Source organism: Providencia sp. PROV073 (assembly GCF_033688125.1).
Classification (GTDB): Bacteria; Pseudomonadota; Gammaproteobacteria; order Enterobacterales; family Enterobacteriaceae; genus Providencia; species Providencia hangzhouensis.
This window is the reverse complement of sequence record NZ_CP096354.1, coordinates 48,739-65,883: the sequence shown is the minus strand read 5'-3', so window position 1 is coordinate 65,883 and position 17,145 is coordinate 48,739. Positions and strand designations below refer to the sequence as shown.

17 protein-coding genes and 1 pseudogene are annotated in these 17,145 nt (G+C 45.9%); 14 read left to right on the top strand and 4 right to left on the bottom strand.

All coding sequences use genetic code 11. The features are described from left to right. Positions 1 to 38 precede the first annotated feature (38 nt). Positions 39 to 458, bottom strand: a complete 420-nt coding sequence (locus M1F17_RS20910; RefSeq protein WP_286452078.1) for a hypothetical protein — start codon at positions 456 to 458, stop codon at positions 39 to 41. Between the two features lie 323 nt (positions 459 to 781). On the opposite strand from M1F17_RS20910, the gene M1F17_RS20905 reads away from it, so the two are divergent. The 10 genes from M1F17_RS20905 (at position 782) to M1F17_RS20860 (ending at position 8,877) form a co-directional block, all read left to right on the top strand. After that, the gene (locus M1F17_RS20905; protein WP_072070759.1) at positions 782 to 1,594 is read left to right on the top strand and encodes a DUF4942 domain-containing protein; all 813 of its coding nucleotides are present in this window, start codon (positions 782 to 784) and stop codon (positions 1,592 to 1,594) included. Positions 1,595 to 1,890: 296 nt separating this feature from the next. After that, complete coding sequence (parM, locus tag M1F17_RS20900) at positions 1,891 to 2,850, top strand: plasmid segregation protein ParM domain-containing protein (RefSeq protein ID WP_071547977.1); 960 nt, start codon at positions 1,891 to 1,893, stop codon at positions 2,848 to 2,850. A 4-nt stretch (positions 2,851 to 2,854) separates the two neighbouring features. Then, positions 2,855 to 3,235: a plasmid partitioning/stability family protein gene (locus tag M1F17_RS20895; protein ID WP_072070758.1), complete on the top strand. Its 381-nt coding sequence runs from the start codon at positions 2,855 to 2,857 to the stop codon at positions 3,233 to 3,235. A 10-nt stretch (positions 3,236 to 3,245) separates the two neighbouring features. Continuing rightward, positions 3,246 to 3,737: a hypothetical protein gene (locus M1F17_RS20890; RefSeq protein WP_159287622.1), complete on the top strand. Its 492-nt coding sequence runs from the start codon at positions 3,246 to 3,248 to the stop codon at positions 3,735 to 3,737. A gap of 1,261 nt (positions 3,738 to 4,998) precedes the next feature. After that, a complete protein-coding gene (locus M1F17_RS20885) occupies positions 4,999 to 5,835 on the top strand; it encodes a replication initiation protein (protein ID WP_159287621.1) in 837 nt (278 codons plus the stop codon). A gap of 2 nt (positions 5,836 to 5,837) precedes the next feature. Further along, positions 5,838 to 6,065: a hypothetical protein gene (locus M1F17_RS20880; RefSeq protein WP_159287620.1), complete on the top strand. Its 228-nt coding sequence runs from the start codon at positions 5,838 to 5,840 to the stop codon at positions 6,063 to 6,065. A gap of 259 nt (positions 6,066 to 6,324) precedes the next feature. Then, the gene (locus M1F17_RS20875; protein ID WP_048609121.1) at positions 6,325 to 7,158 is read left to right on the top strand and encodes a DNA replication terminus site-binding protein; all 834 of its coding nucleotides are present in this window, start codon (positions 6,325 to 6,327) and stop codon (positions 7,156 to 7,158) included. Next, positions 7,158 to 7,451 (top strand): hypothetical protein, encoded by a 294-nt coding sequence (locus M1F17_RS20870; RefSeq protein ID WP_048609119.1) that lies wholly within the window; start codon positions 7,158 to 7,160, stop codon positions 7,449 to 7,451. The genes M1F17_RS20875 and M1F17_RS20870 overlap by 1 nt, the downstream gene beginning before the upstream one ends. Continuing rightward, complete coding sequence (locus M1F17_RS20865; protein ID WP_048609117.1) at positions 7,448 to 7,873, top strand: hypothetical protein; 426 nt, start codon at positions 7,448 to 7,450, stop codon at positions 7,871 to 7,873. Before M1F17_RS20870 ends, M1F17_RS20865 begins: the two co-directional genes overlap by 4 nt. A 251-nt stretch (positions 7,874 to 8,124) precedes the next feature. After that, positions 8,125 to 8,877, top strand: a complete 753-nt coding sequence (locus M1F17_RS20860) for a hypothetical protein (protein WP_071547970.1) — start codon at positions 8,125 to 8,127, stop codon at positions 8,875 to 8,877. A gap of 353 nt (positions 8,878 to 9,230) precedes the next feature. Here the strand turns inward: M1F17_RS20860 and M1F17_RS20855 are convergent, their stop codons facing one another. The 3 genes from M1F17_RS20855 to intI1 all read right to left on the bottom strand — a co-directional run bounded on the left by M1F17_RS20855 (position 9,231) and on the right by intI1 (position 14,082). Beyond that, a complete protein-coding gene (locus M1F17_RS20855) occupies positions 9,231 to 12,203 on the bottom strand; it encodes a Tn3 family transposase (RefSeq protein ID WP_001138073.1) in 2,973 nt (990 codons plus the stop codon). A 2-nt stretch (positions 12,204 to 12,205) separates the two neighbouring features. After that, the gene (locus tag M1F17_RS20850) at positions 12,206 to 12,763 is read right to left on the bottom strand and encodes a recombinase family protein (RefSeq protein ID WP_001162012.1); all 558 of its coding nucleotides are present in this window, start codon (positions 12,761 to 12,763) and stop codon (positions 12,206 to 12,208) included. Between the two features lie 305 nt (positions 12,764 to 13,068). Next, positions 13,069 to 14,082, bottom strand: a complete 1,014-nt coding sequence (gene intI1 / locus M1F17_RS20845) for a class 1 integron integrase IntI1 (RefSeq protein WP_000845054.1) — start codon at positions 14,080 to 14,082, stop codon at positions 13,069 to 13,071. 145 nt (positions 14,083 to 14,227) lie between these two features. On the opposite strand from intI1, the pseudogene M1F17_RS20840 reads away from it, so the two are divergent. From M1F17_RS20840 to sul1, 4 genes and pseudogenes are all read left to right on the top strand, one after another. After that, positions 14,228 to 15,066 (top strand): annotated as a pseudogene (locus M1F17_RS20840) (AadA family aminoglycoside 3''-O-nucleotidyltransferase). A gap of 28 nt (positions 15,067 to 15,094) precedes the next feature. Then, complete coding sequence (dfrA37, locus tag M1F17_RS20835; RefSeq protein ID WP_132586462.1) at positions 15,095 to 15,568, top strand: trimethoprim-resistant dihydrofolate reductase DfrA37; 474 nt, start codon at positions 15,095 to 15,097, stop codon at positions 15,566 to 15,568. A gap of 177 nt (positions 15,569 to 15,745) precedes the next feature. Continuing rightward, positions 15,746 to 16,093 carry a quaternary ammonium compound efflux SMR transporter QacE delta 1 gene (locus M1F17_RS20830; protein ID WP_000679427.1) on the top strand — a complete coding sequence of 116 codons (348 nt, stop codon included), beginning with the start codon at positions 15,746 to 15,748 and terminating at the stop codon, positions 16,091 to 16,093. After that, complete coding sequence (gene sul1, locus M1F17_RS20825; RefSeq protein WP_000259031.1) at positions 16,087 to 16,926, top strand: sulfonamide-resistant dihydropteroate synthase Sul1; 840 nt, start codon at positions 16,087 to 16,089, stop codon at positions 16,924 to 16,926. Before M1F17_RS20830 ends, sul1 begins: the two co-directional genes overlap by 7 nt. Positions 16,927 to 17,145: the final 219 nt, after the last annotated feature.

The following is a 17,145-nucleotide window of genomic DNA, read 5'->3' as shown; positions in this document are numbered from 1 at the left end:
TAAGCTCTGACTATTTTTCTGTAATTTAATATTGAATCTTAATTAATTAATCTTTTCCATATATCCATACTTGAATCTGCTGATATTTTAATTACATCCCAATTAATACCGTAATTACAATCATGGTTGTTTTTAAGTGACTCCAATACATCTAAACAAAAATTCTTTTTATCATCATCACTTAAATTAAAATAGAAAACATCAAGATCAGTTTTATTAAATTCATCTAATTCTGTTTCACTATCCCAACCGGAAACAATACTTGCATGAATATCTTCAACACACCACGTTACCGAGAAAAAGTCTTTCCCAGTAACAGTATATTCTTCAACACCTATATTCGACTTGCTTATTATTCTACGCGCTTCCTTTTCAGACTTTGCTTGTACATCAAATGAAGCTAGTGCATAGTTATTGTTATTAAGATTAACCTTATACGATACATTATAGGTATTCATGACTCATCCTCGTTTAATTATTATTAGCTGTGGTAATTAATTATATTTGAGAATTAATAATATATTCGTACAATGCTGAAAGCAATATTTTTGTAAAAATGATAAATACAATATCACCACTTATATAAACACAACAATTCATTATACAATTAATTACCAAATTAACAGAATTAAATTAAATCTTAATTATTCATCTTTAATTAAATAATGAAGTTTTCACTTTGACAAATATATATCTTTATTGTTATTTGCTTGATATGGTACTACTTCTATTTTTTCTCGCCTAACGTATGCCATATAAAAAATTAAATTGGATTTTATTAATGAACCTTAATACCAATACTAATATCATCGAATCAATTGAGATAGACAGAGTAATTGCAATCCGAGAACATGCTATTAGCCTATATAAAGAATCACTCTCTAAAGCAGCAGAGGCTATCGAAATATTAAAAACAATTCCCAATACCAACAATCATTTTCCTCACCAATGCATAGAGGACGATTTAATTGATTTGCAATACCCTAGAAATACTAATGATGATGATAACAGAACACGGTTTGAACTTTGGTTAGACAGAAAGATATGGAAAATGTTTATTGATAAATCTGGTATCAAAACAATCATGAGCAATAAACAAATAGAAAAGTTACATTACGACCTTTACGATATGAAATCGCCTATATTCAACTTTGAGAATGCATTAAGCACTTTTACAAGTTTAAGCGCTAACAAAGCTGATTCATTTAAGAATGGATTGATGGATGCGTTGCAATCTGTCTCATGGGATTACAAGAGTAATAATCCTCGCTATCTTGGCAAAAAAATAATAATGGATAATGCTGTTTCAGTTCGTAAGTATTCAACTAGATTTAATAAGACTGACACCGTTAACGATCTAGTTAGAATATTTTGCATCTTACAAAAAAAACCAATTCACGAATTTCAAAATAGTGTAGGGCTATATATATCTGATAATGTGCGAACTAATAATAAAAATTTTGAAACTGAATTTTTCATCGTTAAGTGGTACAAAAAAGGCACAATGCATCTATTATTTAAAAGTGAAAGTTTGATAAATAATACTAATGATTTGATCGCAAAACTTTTCCCCTCAGCATTGCCGCCTTTGTGATACACATTCACAGTCAAGGTATCGAGGTATATCTACACACATCAGATATACCTCAATTAATCCTCACACAGTAATACCACATAGAATAAGCCTCATATAAACCTCAGTTATGCATCACACCCACATCTAAATGATATATTTTCATTTTCATTATGATTTTTACACCCTGATATTTCTCAAATTAATCTCACATCAACCTCTTGCGACACTCAACTCCCACTGTTAAAATTACAAACATACTCAATATCGCATCAAATAAATCTCAGATGCATCACATTAACAATTAGAGGCTTCAAATGCGTATTTATATAGATGATGGTTCTACTAACATAAAAATGCTGTGGGAACAGGATCAGGAAGGTGAAGTAATTAAAATTAGTCCTAACAGCTTCAAACGCGGTTGGGGTACGGCTTTTGGTACTGGCAAACCATTCAACTATACCGTTGATAACGAGAAGTATTCATTCGATATTATTGATCCTGACAATTTGCCAACTAACAACGTAGCTTGGCAGTATAGCCCTCTAAACGCAGTTGCAGTGCAACATGCACTTCAGATTAGCGGTTTACCTCCCCAAGAGGTTGAAATCGTTGTCACTCTACCATTGGCAGAATTTTACGATCAGGATGCGCAATATCGAATGGATAACATCCAACGCAAAAAAGATAACTTAATGCGCGAAGTTCAAGTAAGCCGGAATGAACCTTTCAAAATCAAAAAAGTAACCGTTCGTCCTGAGTCAATTCCTGCGGGTATATCTTTGTGTGATGAATTAAGACCCAATCATTCTGTACTGATTATTGATATTGGAGGCACCACAACTGATATCTCAATGGTTTCTGGTCAAATGACGTCTGTATCACGCATTTTTGGTGATCCTACGCTTGGCGTATCATTGGTGACTAACGAAGTCAAAAGAGCTTTGGCGAACGCTTCAACAGAAACATCCAGCTATAACGCAGATCAACTCATTATTAACCGGCACGATGAAAACTATCTGTTAGATAACATCAACAGCGTTGATGATATTCAGATGGTGAAAGATGCCATGAATAGCAGTATTGAACGACTAAATACCCGTGTGCTCGATGCGGTCAGCACCTTTAAGGGCTATACACATGTCATGGTTATTGGTGGTGGAGCTGCGCTTTCCGCTGATGCAATCAGAAAGAAAATAGCAATCCAACCAGAACGTTTCTACGTGGCTGAAGAACCTCAGTTTGCTTTGGTTCGGGGTCTGAAATTATTAGGATAACGTTATGAAACAAGAGCGTAAAAAGATAATTTTGTATCTTCGTCCCGAACTCAGCGAGGCTGATAAATTCGCAATTAAAAAGATTGAAGAATCGCCGGTTCAAACTGAAGCAGTACGTACAGCGTTACTGGCAGGGATCGCATTAGGGGAAATTGATGATAGATTGCCTTCTTTGCTGGCTTCAATTCTATCAGACAGGACAAAGGCTGATACCTTCAAAGTAATGTTAGATTCCTTTCTAACTGTTGATAGTGACGGCACTCATGCTCACAATAAAGTAAATTTGAGTCAGGCAAAACGGGCGTTACTGACTGATAAAGTAAAAATAGAGAAGGAGCCCCCAAGTCAGGCAGCACAGAATTTGAAAGGTTCATTACCAGATTGATGGGTGGTGTATGTCCGAACAAGTGTATGGTGAGACTTTAAAGTTCTTCGCCGATTGGCAGAAACACGAAAAGAAACGTTCCTGTCTTAACTTTCAAAAGGTAGTTTCCAGATCTGGCGTTCCTACCCTTAACATCGAGATAGCACCTCTTGAAAAGGATGGAACTGCAAGATGGGAACAGAAAATGACTATTCAGTTATCCTTAAAAGAATTGACTCAACTCACTGCATTAGTTCTTCTATCAAAGAAGTATATTGATAATCTAGATGCCCGATATCATGGGGGTCATAGAAACAAAGGGTTGTCTGTCTTTGATAATGGCAAGTCAGGAATGATTTTCTTGATCTCTGAAGCAGGACAGACGCTAGAACACGGTATAGATCAATACCAACGTTTGGAACTTGCTGTGTTCATCGTACAGCAGCTATCCGCAGCGTTAAAAATAAGTTATGCATGTACTGTTGTAACGCTAAAAAGTCTGTATTTGATCGACACTCATTAACTGAGAAGCCTAAACATTTGTTTGGGCTTTTTTTTTCAATCATAAATGAATTTACATTTTTAGCTCTGAACAGCGAGAGACATGAAAACTTGTTTTCGTGTCGGTGTCGCTGTTGAACAAACGAGCAAAGCGAGTGCGTTAGAAAGCATAAGAAAATTGTCCACAGTGAAGCACATCTTAGCATATTAAGATCTTTTCTTTCTTTTTAGATCTTAAAACATTAAAACCTTAGATATGGGGATATATTCATAATAATCATTTAGTTACGATATTAAAGGTCGTCGCTGATGCAGTGAAAGGTCGTCGCTGATGCAGTAAAAGGTCGCCGTTGATGCAGTGAAAGGTCGCCGTTGATGCAGTGAAAGGTCGCCGTTGATGCAGTGAAAGGTCGTCACTTGTAAAGTATATGCGGTTAATTATTAATCAAGGCTCGTTATTTAATCAAAAAAATCATATCCTATTAATTAATATTAGTTTATTTTCTAATTTTGTTGTGGATAAGTACGATTTTCTTAAATGTTTTGTAATATTCCACTACCGAAAAAGTATATTTTTGATTTGCTGCAAAAGGTCGCCGTTGATGCAGTTAATCAATAAAAAAGTATTTTTCTGCTGGTGGCTAAAGGTCGCCTCTGATGCAGTATAAATATATACTTCTATCATAATTTAATTCATATATATCAACATGTTATACAAAAGGTCGCCGTTGGTGCAGTATAGTCATAAAAAAAGGTACTTTTCTATTAAAGGCTAAAGGTCGCCGTTGATGCAGTACGGTCATAAAAAAAAGGTATTTTTCTGCTGGTGGCTAAAGGTCGCCGCTAATGCAGTATAGAATGGTGTAAGTATGTATATATAATCTTTGTATATCAATCAGCTATGCTAAAGGTCGTCATTGGTGCAGTATGATCATAAAAAAAAGTTACTTTTCTGTTTAAGGTAAAAGGTCGTCGTTGATGCAGTATAGAGTAGTATGGTGGACTTCATTAACTTACTGTTTATCAGTATGTTAACGAAAGGTCGTGACATATGCAGTTTGTCATATGGAAATTTCGTTAACTGACTTGGCAATAAGTCGTCATGGAAGTATTGCTAATGTGAGAGGTAACATACTTTATGTATTTATTATCACAACGTTAAGGCTATTTTCGTCTGGTGTTCAATACTCCACCAGCTACGTATTACTTTAAAGGTCACTTTGCTTTTAGACAAAACAACCTTTAGAATATATACCTATCATGTTGGAATTGAGTCTTTTGTAATGAAAAAGAAGCAAATCAGTAACTTAACACTTTATACTAATGTTCGTCATTCTGATGATTTCAATCTTTCTCTCGCCAGCTTACCTATACCGGCGAAAAGAGTGCTGTTTCTTATTCTCGCTCAGATATCTGATCCTAGAGAATCTGTTGATGAAGATGAAATATGCTTTGAGGTTAAAGCTAAGGAGTATGCTGAAATTTGTGACGTGGACCTTTCAACTGCGTATAAATCCCTTCCACTCGCCGTAGATACTCTGTTGAGCTCTCACATATATGAAGATCTAAGTGAGGAAGGTTTTAAACGAGCTTCAAAAACCAACATTACAACGAGTGCTACATATTACTTTGACGAAGGCTACTGCAAAATATTCTTTAACCGTAGGGTATTTCCCTATTTCTTTGAATTATCAAAAAAATTCACGACACAAAACCTTTTTTATGTAGCTAGATTATCGGATGCTAGTTTGGCAAATCTATATCAGCTAATTATGAAACGTTACTCTAAACGTAATACTATTGCCGAATATAAAACGTCTTTCACAATTGGAGTTGACGAACTTAAGGACGAAATGTGGCTGTTCAATATAGATAAGAAAGGCAATAAGGAATATCTCTATCAAAGCTATAAGTATTTTGGTCAGTTTTTAAAGCGGCTGGCGGTTAGTTTGGGTGAACAAACGAATATCAAGGATGTTTCAATTGCGATTGAGTCACGTAAAGGACGCAAGGCTTCTGTGTTACGCATATCCTATGTTATTCACAATGAAAAAGTGGGTAGTTCTATACCTACCGATAAGGAACTGGACGAGCTCGAAAAGCAGATAGGTTTATTATAGTAATGATGTATAAAAATAAACGATTACAAGAAAAAATTACTCAGTTCAGTTTGCAGAACCAGAATTATAAAAAAAATGCTATGTTGAACCATATTCAGGATGATTTATTTGAAATGAAATCATCAGGCATGTCTTGGAATGCGATTATGGATGCTTTACCGGCTTACGGCTTGATGGTCAGTGATAGCAGTTTTAAAAAATTTTTGAAGAAATCCAGAGAACAAGAATAATAGCATGATCGGTCATATTTCATTTTGTAAAAGTCACCATGAAATATGCCAACATACAAAAGAGGAGGTAGTAATATGGGCGTTCAACCTGAACAGCCGTGCCTAGAGAAAAGGGGAGAAAAAAAGAGAAAAAGAGAGAAAAAAGCGCGAGTCAGGGGCGCAGATGTGTAAGTTTCGCTCCTGTTTTTGTTAGACACCTATTTGTATGTTGGCATATTTGGTTATGATTCTTTCTTTCTAAGAACAGGAGTTTCATGTGATGCTTGATAGCTATATTGGTTCATTGCTGAAGTACCTCCACCAGCTTGACTCTCTTTTTCGAGATACAAAGGTAATTTCAGCCCTTACCTGTGTCATTCCACCGGTAGAAAATGGTTGTGATGATATCGGTAAATGCATTGAGCCGGTTGTGAATTGGGGTCCTCATGCCTATACATCGGTTATCTCATGTTGGCAGGACTTATACATTTCTCCGTTGTACTCACAAAAGTTTGCGAGGCGAACAGCCGGATATGTACAGTTATCAACTGCGGCTATGGAACTTGCTGATCATCTAATCAAAATCAATACCGTAAAAAACAATATCAGAAGCTCGGTTGTCGCACTGCCAAAATCTGAGCGTTTCAGAATTTTGCGTAAACATCTGAGTAACGTAATGACACTGCATTTGTACCGGAACATTCCTGTATTTAACTCTGACGATGTGATCACTCATGCTTCATATACGTGGGGCTTAAAAGGACTCATGCAGAAAACAGACCCTGTTAAGCTTTATCAGCTCATAGCTGACATAGCAAAAGGCAACGCTGAGTTACAGGACTTAATGGATAAAATCCAAGAGTGCCCTGCTAATAGGCTCAGAATAAAGCGTAGCGTTACGCCGCAGCCGATCTGCAACCTAACCTTTGCCAGTGGGAAAAAACGCTGCATAAACGCTCCTGTGCCGTTTTTGATAGTGCAGGATCAGGATTTTAAAGTAAGTCCCCTGCCATTGTTTACTGCTGAAGCAGACAGACAGGAGCGTTCTGACAAACACAAAACGACTCTCCTTGGCGTGTTTAGGGGGCAACAGATAATTAAGTTGGAAAAATGATGAAGAAAAAAACACAACGGGAATTCTCAACCGCCCGTTTTTACTTTTGTGCTTCAGTTGCCATGTTTTCGTTGATGGGGTGCAGCTCATTGGAAGAACGTGAAAGAGCTGCGTTTGAACTCGTAACAAATGAACCAAACCAAGAGAATATTCAATCTTATCTGAAGCTGGCTGAAGAACTACAAAGAAAGCAGGTTGATGAAGCCAGACAAGCGGCAGATGCGGCTACGTATGAGCGAGACAAAGAGCTCAATGAATATTTCAAACAGTATGGGAGGACCTATAAAAAATGATGAACAACACAGCGTTGTTACAGCACATAGCCTCTGAATTTATAGCCCATTCAGGAGTTCCTGTGAAACCGGCATTTGATAAAATTAGTGCAGGTGATGAAACATTCATTAATGAACTGTCACCATCGGATCTGCTTGAACTACTCGAAAACCCCCTGCCTATTATCATCAATACTTTGACCGGTGAGCCTCATTCCGCAATACATAGCCACAGTGACGATATATTGCCCGACTGTAAAAACTATGCATATGGGATAGGGTATGAGTCTGCTACTGCTTTGTTTGTGGTGATTGCGGGGATTGAGAGTTACTATCTCGCGCTTAAAGCAAAAGCATATCTGAAGAACCAGAATTATTTACCGTTACTAATAAAATTAAACGGTTTAAATAAACATGCAGGTCGTTCAAATTTCCACTATTAATTATGTAAAAATCATTATGAAAGGCAAGGTTACTATTCCTTTAGATGAGGTAGTTGGCAAGATGCTGGATGCGAAAAATGCTCATTAGATCCCATTGAGCTTACCTCATAAAAAGGTATACACCTCAGAGTTTATCGGCAATTCAAGCCCTATTTTCAGCTTTCTCTTCCCCAAAAAATTTCATACAATTCAAATTGTAACCTCACATAAAAGTGGGGTTTGTAACCAACTTTGGTATGTAGAGGGTTAATATGAGTAGACAACGGGTATCAAAAGGCAGTGTTATACCAAAAAAAGAATTCAAAATAGCAACGGTGCTGTCTCTCCTTGCTGTTGATTGTGATTTTGATTCCTTCTTTTCTGAGTTTAAACGTATCTATCCAAAGGATTGGGAAAGAGTTAATAAGCGTTACCAAGAGCATGAGAGATTAACAAAGCCGGGTAAATCACATCCTATGGCAGAGCCTTTGCAATACATGAAGACTGCTTTTAATAGTTTTAAAAGAAAGCTATTAAAAGAATCTATTACCGCTAAGGATTTCTTATTATCTCTTGAGGAGCCAAAAGAGAAATATAGTGAGTCAGAACCATCAGAAAAAGTATGGAAAGATATTAAAAGAAATATAAGTGTTGTTTACTCCTTTGAGAAAAGGCTACTGGCGATTCACTTACTTGGTAAATATAAGTGTACAGAATGTATAGATATGCTAGTTAATACTATGAACAACGATCATATCTTTGAAGTACAAAAGTTGGCTCATGATAAACTTGTTCGTTTCGGACTCGATGTCGGTGCTCAACCGAAAAGACCACCACACCACACCGACCCTCAAATTACACAAAAAATTGCTTCACTAGGTTTTTCATCAGAACAAGTAAAAGATAAAAAAACATGCGAACGAGCTATCAGCGAGTTCCGTAAAAAGTATCCTATTGATTACGACCTGTACACTCACTCAAAACGCAATCAGTTCAAGGCTTGGTTTAGAAAACAGATCAGTTAATTAGAAATAGCCTCTATTTTCGTTCTCGAAATCATCTCATGAAAACGCTGGTAGTCTGGCTGAAATATCGTAACGGGCATCTCGCGTAGTTTCGTCTTAGACTCAATTATGATTGGGGGAAAATGTGCTCTCCCCCATCGCGCATTCAGTTCAATAATAGGCTTACAGTACAATAATTATCTATATCGTGATTTGTGAGCAGCTAAACAGTAAATGCCGTTATCCAGTCATTTTAATATCTAATACATAGCTTGCAATTTCCTAACTCGGATGTATACAATACTGTATTTTTATACAGCATTGAGGTTCGTATGAAATTAGGGGTCGTCTCAGAAAACGGAAAATAAAGCACGCTAAGCCGGTGGCAGCGGTCGCAATGGCCTAAACTTCCCCGCACCGACCTTGGCGCTGCTGCGCCATAGGTAATCGCCGGTCAGGTTGATGTGCTCCCACCCCAGCGGCGACAGATATTGCAACAATGTGTCGTCCAGCGCCGTGCCGTTGCCACGCAAAGCACTGGTGGCACGCTCCAGATATACCGTGTTCCACAACACGATGGCCGCCGTCACCAGATTGAGGCCGCTGGCCCGGTAGCGCTGCTGCTCAAAACTGCGGTCGCGGATTTCACCCAATCGGTAGAAGAAGACCGCCCTGGCCAGCGCGTTGCGCGCCTCGCCCTTATTCAGCCCCGCATGGACGCGGCGGCGCAGCTCCACGCTTTGCAGCCAATCCAAAATGAACAGCGTGCGCTCGATGCGCCCCAGCTCGCGCAACGCCACGGCCAAGCCGTTCTGGCGCGGGTAGCTGCCGAGTTTGCGCAGCATCAGCGAAGCCGTTACCGTGCCTTGCTTGATGGAGGTGGCCAGCCGCAGAATTTCATCCCAATGGGCGCGTATTTGCTTGATGTTCAGCCTGTCGCTGCTAATCATCGGCTTGAGCGCGTCATAGGCGGCATCGCCCTTGGGGATGAATAGCTTGGTTTCGCCCAAGTCACGGATACGCGGCGCGAAGCGAAATCCCAGCAAATGCATCAAGCCAAACACGTGATCGGTGAAGCCTGCCGTGTCGGTGTAGTGTTCCTCGATGCGCAAGTCCGACTCGTGGTACAGCAGGCCATCAAGCACGTAAGTTGAATCACGAATGCCCACGTTGACCACCTTGGCACTGAAGGGCGCGTACTGGTCGGAGATATGGGTGTAGAAAGTCCGTCCTGGACTGCTTCCATACTTCGGGTTGATATGACCAGTGCTTTCTGCTTTGCTGCCGGTTCTGAAGTTCTGGCCGTCCGACGATGACGTGGTGCCGTCACCCCAGTTGCCGGCGAAGGGTTGCCGAAACTGCGCATTCACCAGCTCGGCCAGCGCCGTCGAATAGGTTTCATCGCGGATGTGCCAGGCTTGCAGCCAAGACAGCTTGGCGTAGGTGGTGCCAGGGCAGGACTCGGCCATTTTGGTCAGACCCAGGTTGATCGCGTCGGCCAGGATCGTCGTCAACAGCAAGGTTTTGTCCTTGGCCGTGTCGCTGGTCTTCAGGTGTGTGAAGTGGCGGGTGAAGCCCGTCCATTCATCGACCTCCATCAGCAACTCGGTGATTTTGAGGTGCGGCAGCAGCATAGCTGTCTGGTCGATCATGGCTTGCGCGGCGTCTGGTACTGCCGCGTCCAGCGGCGTGATCTTCAGGCCTGACGCGGTGGTGATGATGGCATCCGGTAAGTCGTTGGCCGCAGCCATGCGGTTGACTGTGGCGAGTTGCGCCTCCAACAATTCCAACCGGTCATGCAGGTATTGGTCGCAGTCGGTGGCCACTGCCAGCGGCAATTCGCTGGCCAGCTTCAAAGTGGCGAACTTCTCGACCGGCACCAGGTATTCGTCGAAGTCCTTGAACTGGCGAGAACCCTGCACCCAGACATCACCGGAGCGCAGCGCGTTCTTCAGCTCCGACAGGGCGCATAACTCGTAGTAACGCCGGTCGATGCCGTCGTCGGTCAGAACCAGCTTTGCCCAGCGCGGCTTGATGAATGCGGTTGGCGCATCGGCGGGCACCTTGCGCGCGCTGTCGCTGTTCATGCCGCGCAGCATGTCGATGGCATCGAGCACACCCTTGGCGGCGGGCGCAGCCCGCAATTTGAGCACGCCCAGGAACTGCGGCGCGTAGCGGCGTAGCGTGGCATAGCTTTCACCGATGTGGTGCAGGAAATCAAAGTCGGCAGGCCGCGCCAATGTTTGCGCTTCGGTGACGCTGGCGGCGAAGGTGTCCCAGGGCATAACGGCCTCGATGGCGGCGAACGGATCGCTGCCGCTTTGCTTGGCCTCAATCAACGCTTGACCGATGCGCCCATACATCCGCACCTTGTCGTTGATCGCCTTGCCGGAAGCCTGGAACTGCTGCTGATGCTTGTTCTTGGCCGCGTTGAACAGCTTGCCGATGATGCGATCGTGAAGGTCGATGATTTCATCGGTGACGGTGGCCATGCCTTCGATGGCCAGCGCTACCAGCGTGGCATAGCGTCGTTGCACCTCGAACTTTGCCAGATCAGCAGGCGTCATCTGGCCACCTTCACGAGCGATTTTGAGCAGGCGGTTCTGGTGAACCTGCCGCTCGATGCCTGCGGGCAGATCAAGTGCTTGCCAGGATTTCAGGCGCTCAATATGTTCGAGCATGTGGCGAGAGTTCGGTTTGGCAGGCGACTGGCGCAGCCATGCCAGCCACGTCACTTTACTGCCGTCCTTGCGCTTGAGAAGTTCGTCCAGGCGCTGACGGTGGGGTGATAACAAAGAATCGGTCAGCGCCGCGTAAATGCGTCGGTTGGCACGGGTGATGGCCTCGGCGCTTGCGCGCTCGATGGCATTCATGGCGGGCAGGATAATGCTCTGCCGCCGCAGATTCTCGACAAGTGCGCTCGCCAGCACGATGCCTTTGTCGGTCTGCAAGGCCAGCTCGGTCAATGTATGCACGGCTTGCCGATAGTGGCTCATGGTGAAGGGCTTGAACCCAAAAACCGTTTGCAGCTCGACCAAGTGCTCCCGCCGTGTCTGTTCGCGCTGGCCGTACTCGCTCCAACTTTCCACTGGCATCTTGAGTTGCGCGGCCACCATGCGCAACAGGGGCGGAAACGGAGGCTCATCGACGCCCAAAAAGGTGCCAGGGAATCGCAAGTAGCAAAGCTGCACAGCGAAGCCCAATCGATTCGCGGCGCCGCGACGCTGACGGATCACCGACAGGTCGGTTTCGTTGAACGTGTAGTGCCGTATCAGTTCGTCTTTGGCATCTGGCAGTGCCAGCAGGCTTTCGCGCTCGGTGGCGGACAGGATTGAGCGGCGTGGCATGGTCAGTCTTCCCGCAGGTACTGGTACAAGGTTTCGCGGCTGATGCCGAAGTCACGGGCCACCAAGGTTTTTTGGTCGCCTGCCGCAACTCGCCGTTTCAACTCGGCAATTTGTTCGCTGTTCAGCGATTTCTTTCGTCCCCGGTAGGCACCGCGCTGCTTGGCCAGCACGATTCCCTCGCGCTGACGTTCGCGGATCAGGGCGCGCTCGAACTCAGCGAAGGCTCCCATGACCGACAGCATCAGATTGGCCATCGGTGAGTCCTCGCCGGTGAACTTCAGCCCTTCTTTGACGAACTCCATGCGCACGCCCCGTTGTGTCAGCCCTTGGACGATGCGGCGCAGGTCATCAAGGTTGCGTGCCAGCCTGTCCATGCTATGCACCACCACGGTGTCGCCCTCGCGGACGAAGGCCAGCAGCCTTTCCAGCTCGGGACGCTGGGTGTCCTTGCCAGAAGCCTTGTCGGTGAACACCCGCGCCACCTGAACACCCTCCAATTGCCGTTCCGGGTTCTGGTCGAAGCTGCTGACGCGGACATAGCCGATGCGTTGACCTTGCAAGATGCCTCCAAAGGCAAAAGTGTCAGGATGAAATCTATTACCTTTGACGGAATATGTCAATCAATAGGAAATTTAACTCTATTCTGACATCGTTTGCACATGGTGTCGTTTTCAGAAGACGGCTGCACTGAACGTCAGAAGCCGACTGCACTATAGCAGCGGAGGGGTTGGATCCATCAGGCAACGACGGGCTGCTGCCGGCCATCAGCGGACGCAGGGAGGACTTTCCGCAACCGGCCGTTCGATGCGGCACCGATGGCCTTCGCGCAGGGGTAGTGAATCCGCCAGGATTGACTTGCGCTGCCCTACCTCTCACTAGTGAGGGGCGGCAGCGCATCAAGCGGTGAGCGCACTCCGGCACCGCCAACTTTCAGCACATGCGTGTAAATCATCGTCGTAGAGACGTCGGAATGGCCGAGCAGATCCTGCACGGTTCGAATGTCGTAACCGCTGCGGAGCAAGGCCGTCGCGAACGAGTGGCGGAGGGTGTGCGGTGTGGCGGGCTTCGTGATGCCTGCTTGTTCTACGGCACGTTTGAAGGCGCGCTGAAAGGTCTGGTCATACATGTGATGGCGACGCACGACACCGCTCCGTGGATCGGTCGAATGCGTGTGCTGCGCAAAAACCCAGAACCACGGCCAGGAATGCCCGGCGCGCGGATACTTCCGCTCAAGGGCGTCGGGAAGCGCAACGCCGCTGCGGCCCTCGGCCTGGTCCTTCAGCCACCATGCCCGTGCACGCGACAGCTGCTCGCGCAGGCTGGGTGCCAAGCTCTCGGGTAACATCAAGGCCCGATCCTTGGAGCCCTTGCCCTCCCGCACGATGATCGTGCCGTGATCGAAATCCAGATCCTTGACCCGCAGTTGCAAACCCTCACTGATCCGCATGCCCGTTCCATACAGAAGCTGGGCGAACAAACGATGCTCGCCTTCCAGAAAACCGAGGATGCGAACCACTTCATCCGGGGTCAGCACCACCGGCAAGCGCCGCGACGGCCGAGGTCTTCCGATCTCCTGAAGCCAGGGCAGATCCGTGCACAGCACCTTGCCGTAGAAGAACAGCAAGGCCGCCAATGCCTGACGATGCGTGGAGACCGAAACCTTGCGCTCGTTCGCCAGCCAGGACAGAAATGCCTCGACTTCGCTGCTGCCCAAGGTTGCCGGGTGACGCACACCGTGGAAACGGATGAAGGCACGAACCCAGTTGACATAAGCCTGTTCGGTTCGTAAACTGTAATGCAAGTAGCGTATGCGCTCACGCAACTGGTCCAGAACCTTGACCGAACGCAGCGGTGGTAACGGCGCAGTGGCGGTTTTCATGGCTTGTTATGACTGTTTTTTTGTACAGTCTATGCCTCGGGCATCCAAGCAGCAAGCGCGTTACGCCGTGGGTCGATGTTTGATGTTATGGAGCAGCAACGATGTTACGCAGCAGGGCAGTCGCCCTAAAACAAAGTTAGACATCATGAGGGTAGCGGTGACCATCGAAATTTCGAACCAACTATCAGAGGTGCTAAGCGTCATTGAGCGCCATCTGGAATCAACGTTGCTGGCCGTGCATTTGTACGGCTCCGCAGTGGATGGCGGCCTGAAGCCATACAGCGATATTGATTTGTTGGTTACTGTGGCCGTAAAGCTTGATGAAACAACGCGGCGAGCTTTGATCAACGACCTTTTGGAAACTTCGGCTTCCCCTGGAGAGAGCGAGATTCTCCGCGCTGTAGAAGTCACCATTGTTGTGCACGACGACATCATTCCGTGGCGTTATCCAGCTAAGCGCGAACTGCAATTTGGAGAATGGCAGCGCAATGACATTCTTGCAGGTATCTTCGAGCCAGCCACGATCGACATTGATCTGGCTATCTTGCTGACAAAAGCAAGAGAACATAGCGTTGCCTTGGTAGGTCCAGCGGCGGAGGAACTCTTTGATCCGGTTCCTGAACAGGATCTATTTGAGGCGCTAAATGAAACCTTAACGCTATGGAACTCGCCGCCCGACTGGGCTGGCGATGAGCGAAATGTAGTGCTTACGTTGTCCCGCATTTGGTACAGCGCAGTAACCGGCAAAATCGCGCCGAAGGATGTCGCTGCCGACTGGGCAATGGAGCGCCTGCCGGCCCAGTATCAGCCCGTCATACTTGAAGCTAGACAGGCTTATCTTGGACAAGAAGAAGATCGCTTGGCCTCCCGCGCAGATCAGTTGGAAGAATTTGTTCACTACGTGAAAGGCGAGATCACCAAGGTAGTCGGCAAATAATGTCTAACAATTCGTTCAAGCCGACGCCGCTTCGCGGCGCGGCTTAACTCAAGCGTTAACCCCCAAGGAAGAACTATGAAACTATCTCTAATGGCAGCAATATCGAGGAATGGAGTCATCGGAAATGGACCTGATATTCCATGGAGCGCGAAAGGTGAGCAGCTTCTCTTTAAAGCTATTACATATAATCAATGGATTCTTGTTGGGCGTAAGACTTTCGAGTCAATGGGAGCGTTGCCCAATCGAAAATATGCTGTTGTAACTCGTTCAAACTTTACATCTGACAATGAGAACGTAATAGTCTTTGCATCTATTCAAGACGCTTTAAGCCAACTAGAAAATATGACAAACCACGTAATTGTTTCAGGTGGTGGGGAAATATACAAAAATCTGATCGATAAAGTCGATACATTACATATATCAACCATTGATATTGAGCCAGAAGGTGATGTTTACTTTCCAGAAATTCCCAGCAATTTTAGACCCGTTTTTATACAAGACTTCGTATCTAACATAAATTATAGTTATCAAATATGGCAAAAAGGTTAACAAGCGGCAGCAGCACCGTGCAGCAAGCTGCACTGGACACTCACTTCGTTCGCGCCGCTGTGCCGAGCGTTAGATGCACTAAGCACATAATTGCTCACAGCCAAACTATCAGGTCAAGTCTGCTTTTATTATTTTTAAGCGTGCATAATAAGCCCTACACAAATTGGGAGATATATCATGAAAGGCTGGCTTTTTCTTGTTATCGCAATAGTTGGCGAAGTAATCGCAACATCCGCATTAAAATCTAGCGAGGGCTTTACTAAGCTTGCCCCTTCCGCCGTTGTCATAATCGGTTATGGCATCGCATTTTATTTTCTTTCTCTGGTTCTGAAATCCATCCCTGTCGGTGTTGCTTATGCAGTCTGGTCGGGACTCGGCGTCGTCATAATTACAGCCATTGCCTGGTTGCTTCATGGGCAAAAGCTTGATGCGTGGGGCTTTGTAGGTATGGGGCTCATAATTGCTGCCTTTTTGCTCGCCCGATCCCCATCGTGGAAGTCGCTGCGGAGGCCGACGCCATGGTGACGGTGTTCGGCATTCTGAATCTCACCGAGGACTCCTTCTTCGATGAGAGCCGGCGGCTAGACCCCGCCGGCGCTGTCACCGCGGCGATCGAAATGCTGCGAGTCGGATCAGACGTCGTGGATGTCGGACCGGCCGCCAGCCATCCGGACGCGAGGCCTGTATCGCCGGCCGATGAGATCAGACGTATTGCGCCGCTCTTAGACGCCCTGTCCGATCAGATGCACCGTGTTTCAATCGACAGCTTCCAACCGGAAACCCAGCGCTATGCGCTCAAGCGCGGCGTGGGCTACCTGAACGATATCCAAGGATTTCCTGACCCTGCGCTCTATCCCGATATTGCTGAGGCGGACTGCAGGCTGGTGGTTATGCACTCAGCGCAGCGGGATGGCATCGCCACCCGCACCGGTCACCTTCGACCCGAAGACGCGCTCGACGAGATTGTGCGGTTCTTCGAGGCGCGGGTTTCCGCCTTGCGACGGAGCGGGGTCGCTGCCGACCGGCTCATCCTCGATCCGGGGATGGGATTTTTCTTGAGCCCCGCACCGGAAACATCGCTGCACGTGCTGTCGAACCTTCAAAAGCTGAAGTCGGCGTTGGGGCTTCCGCTATTGGTCTCGGTGTCGCGGAAATCCTTCTTGGGCGCCACCGTTGGCCTTCCTGTAAAGGATCTGGGTCCAGCGAGCCTTGCGGCGGAACTTCACGCGATCGGCAATGGCGCTGACTACGTCCGCACCCACGCGCCTGGAGATCTGCGAAGCGCAATCACCTTCTCGGAAACCCTCGCGAAATTTCGCAGTCGCGACGCCAGAGACCGAGGGTTAGATCATGCCTAGCATTCACCTTCCGGCCGCCCGCTAAATATCTCCTTTTGGGTTGTTAATAAAACATCCAATAAGTTGACTGTGCGTGAAAAAGAAAGTTTTGTGTGATGGCGTTGAAGATCGCACCGTTAAGCTCTTATGTGGGATGGTGCAGAGCTCGACGACTACCGATAAAACGCAACCGCCGCAAACAGACAAGAAAAAGCCCCAACTGATAACAGTTGGGGCTTC

What these genes read in the sequence shown, in the direction of transcription:
- M1F17_RS20895 (WP_072070758.1), top strand. Translation starts at nt 2,855, where the DNA reads ATGAAACAAGAGCGTAAAAAGATAATTTTGTATCTTCGTCCCGAACTC.
- dfrA37 (WP_132586462.1), top strand. Translation starts at nt 15,095, where the DNA reads ATGAAACTATCTCTAATGGCAGCAATATCGAGGAATGGAGTCATCGGA.
- M1F17_RS20865 (WP_048609117.1), top strand. Translation starts at nt 7,448, where the DNA reads ATGATGAACAACACAGCGTTGTTACAGCACATAGCCTCTGAATTTATA.
- M1F17_RS20890 (WP_159287622.1), top strand. Translation starts at nt 3,246, where the DNA reads ATGTCCGAACAAGTGTATGGTGAGACTTTAAAGTTCTTCGCCGATTGG.
- M1F17_RS20830 (WP_000679427.1), top strand. Translation starts at nt 15,746, where the DNA reads ATGAAAGGCTGGCTTTTTCTTGTTATCGCAATAGTTGGCGAAGTAATC.
- intI1 (WP_000845054.1), bottom strand. Translation starts at nt 14,082, where the DNA reads ATGAAAACCGCCACTGCGCCGTTACCACCGCTGCGTTCGGTCAAGGTT.
- M1F17_RS20875 (WP_048609121.1), top strand. Translation starts at nt 6,325, where the DNA reads ATGCTTGATAGCTATATTGGTTCATTGCTGAAGTACCTCCACCAGCTT.
- parM (WP_071547977.1), top strand. Translation starts at nt 1,891, where the DNA reads ATGCGTATTTATATAGATGATGGTTCTACTAACATAAAAATGCTGTGG.
- M1F17_RS20855 (WP_001138073.1), bottom strand. Translation starts at nt 12,203, where the DNA reads ATGCCACGCCGCTCAATCCTGTCCGCCACCGAGCGCGAAAGCCTGCTG.
- M1F17_RS20870 (WP_048609119.1), top strand. Translation starts at nt 7,158, where the DNA reads ATGAAGAAAAAAACACAACGGGAATTCTCAACCGCCCGTTTTTACTTT.
- M1F17_RS20910 (WP_286452078.1), bottom strand. Translation starts at nt 458, where the DNA reads ATGAATACCTATAATGTATCGTATAAGGTTAATCTTAATAACAATAAC.
- sul1 (WP_000259031.1), top strand. Translation starts at nt 16,087, where the DNA reads ATGGTGACGGTGTTCGGCATTCTGAATCTCACCGAGGACTCCTTCTTC.
- M1F17_RS20880 (WP_159287620.1), top strand. Translation starts at nt 5,838, where the DNA reads ATGATGTATAAAAATAAACGATTACAAGAAAAAATTACTCAGTTCAGT.
- M1F17_RS20885 (WP_159287621.1), top strand. Translation starts at nt 4,999, where the DNA reads ATGAAAAAGAAGCAAATCAGTAACTTAACACTTTATACTAATGTTCGT.
- M1F17_RS20860 (WP_071547970.1), top strand. Translation starts at nt 8,125, where the DNA reads ATGAGTAGACAACGGGTATCAAAAGGCAGTGTTATACCAAAAAAAGAA.
- M1F17_RS20905 (WP_072070759.1), top strand. Translation starts at nt 782, where the DNA reads ATGAACCTTAATACCAATACTAATATCATCGAATCAATTGAGATAGAC.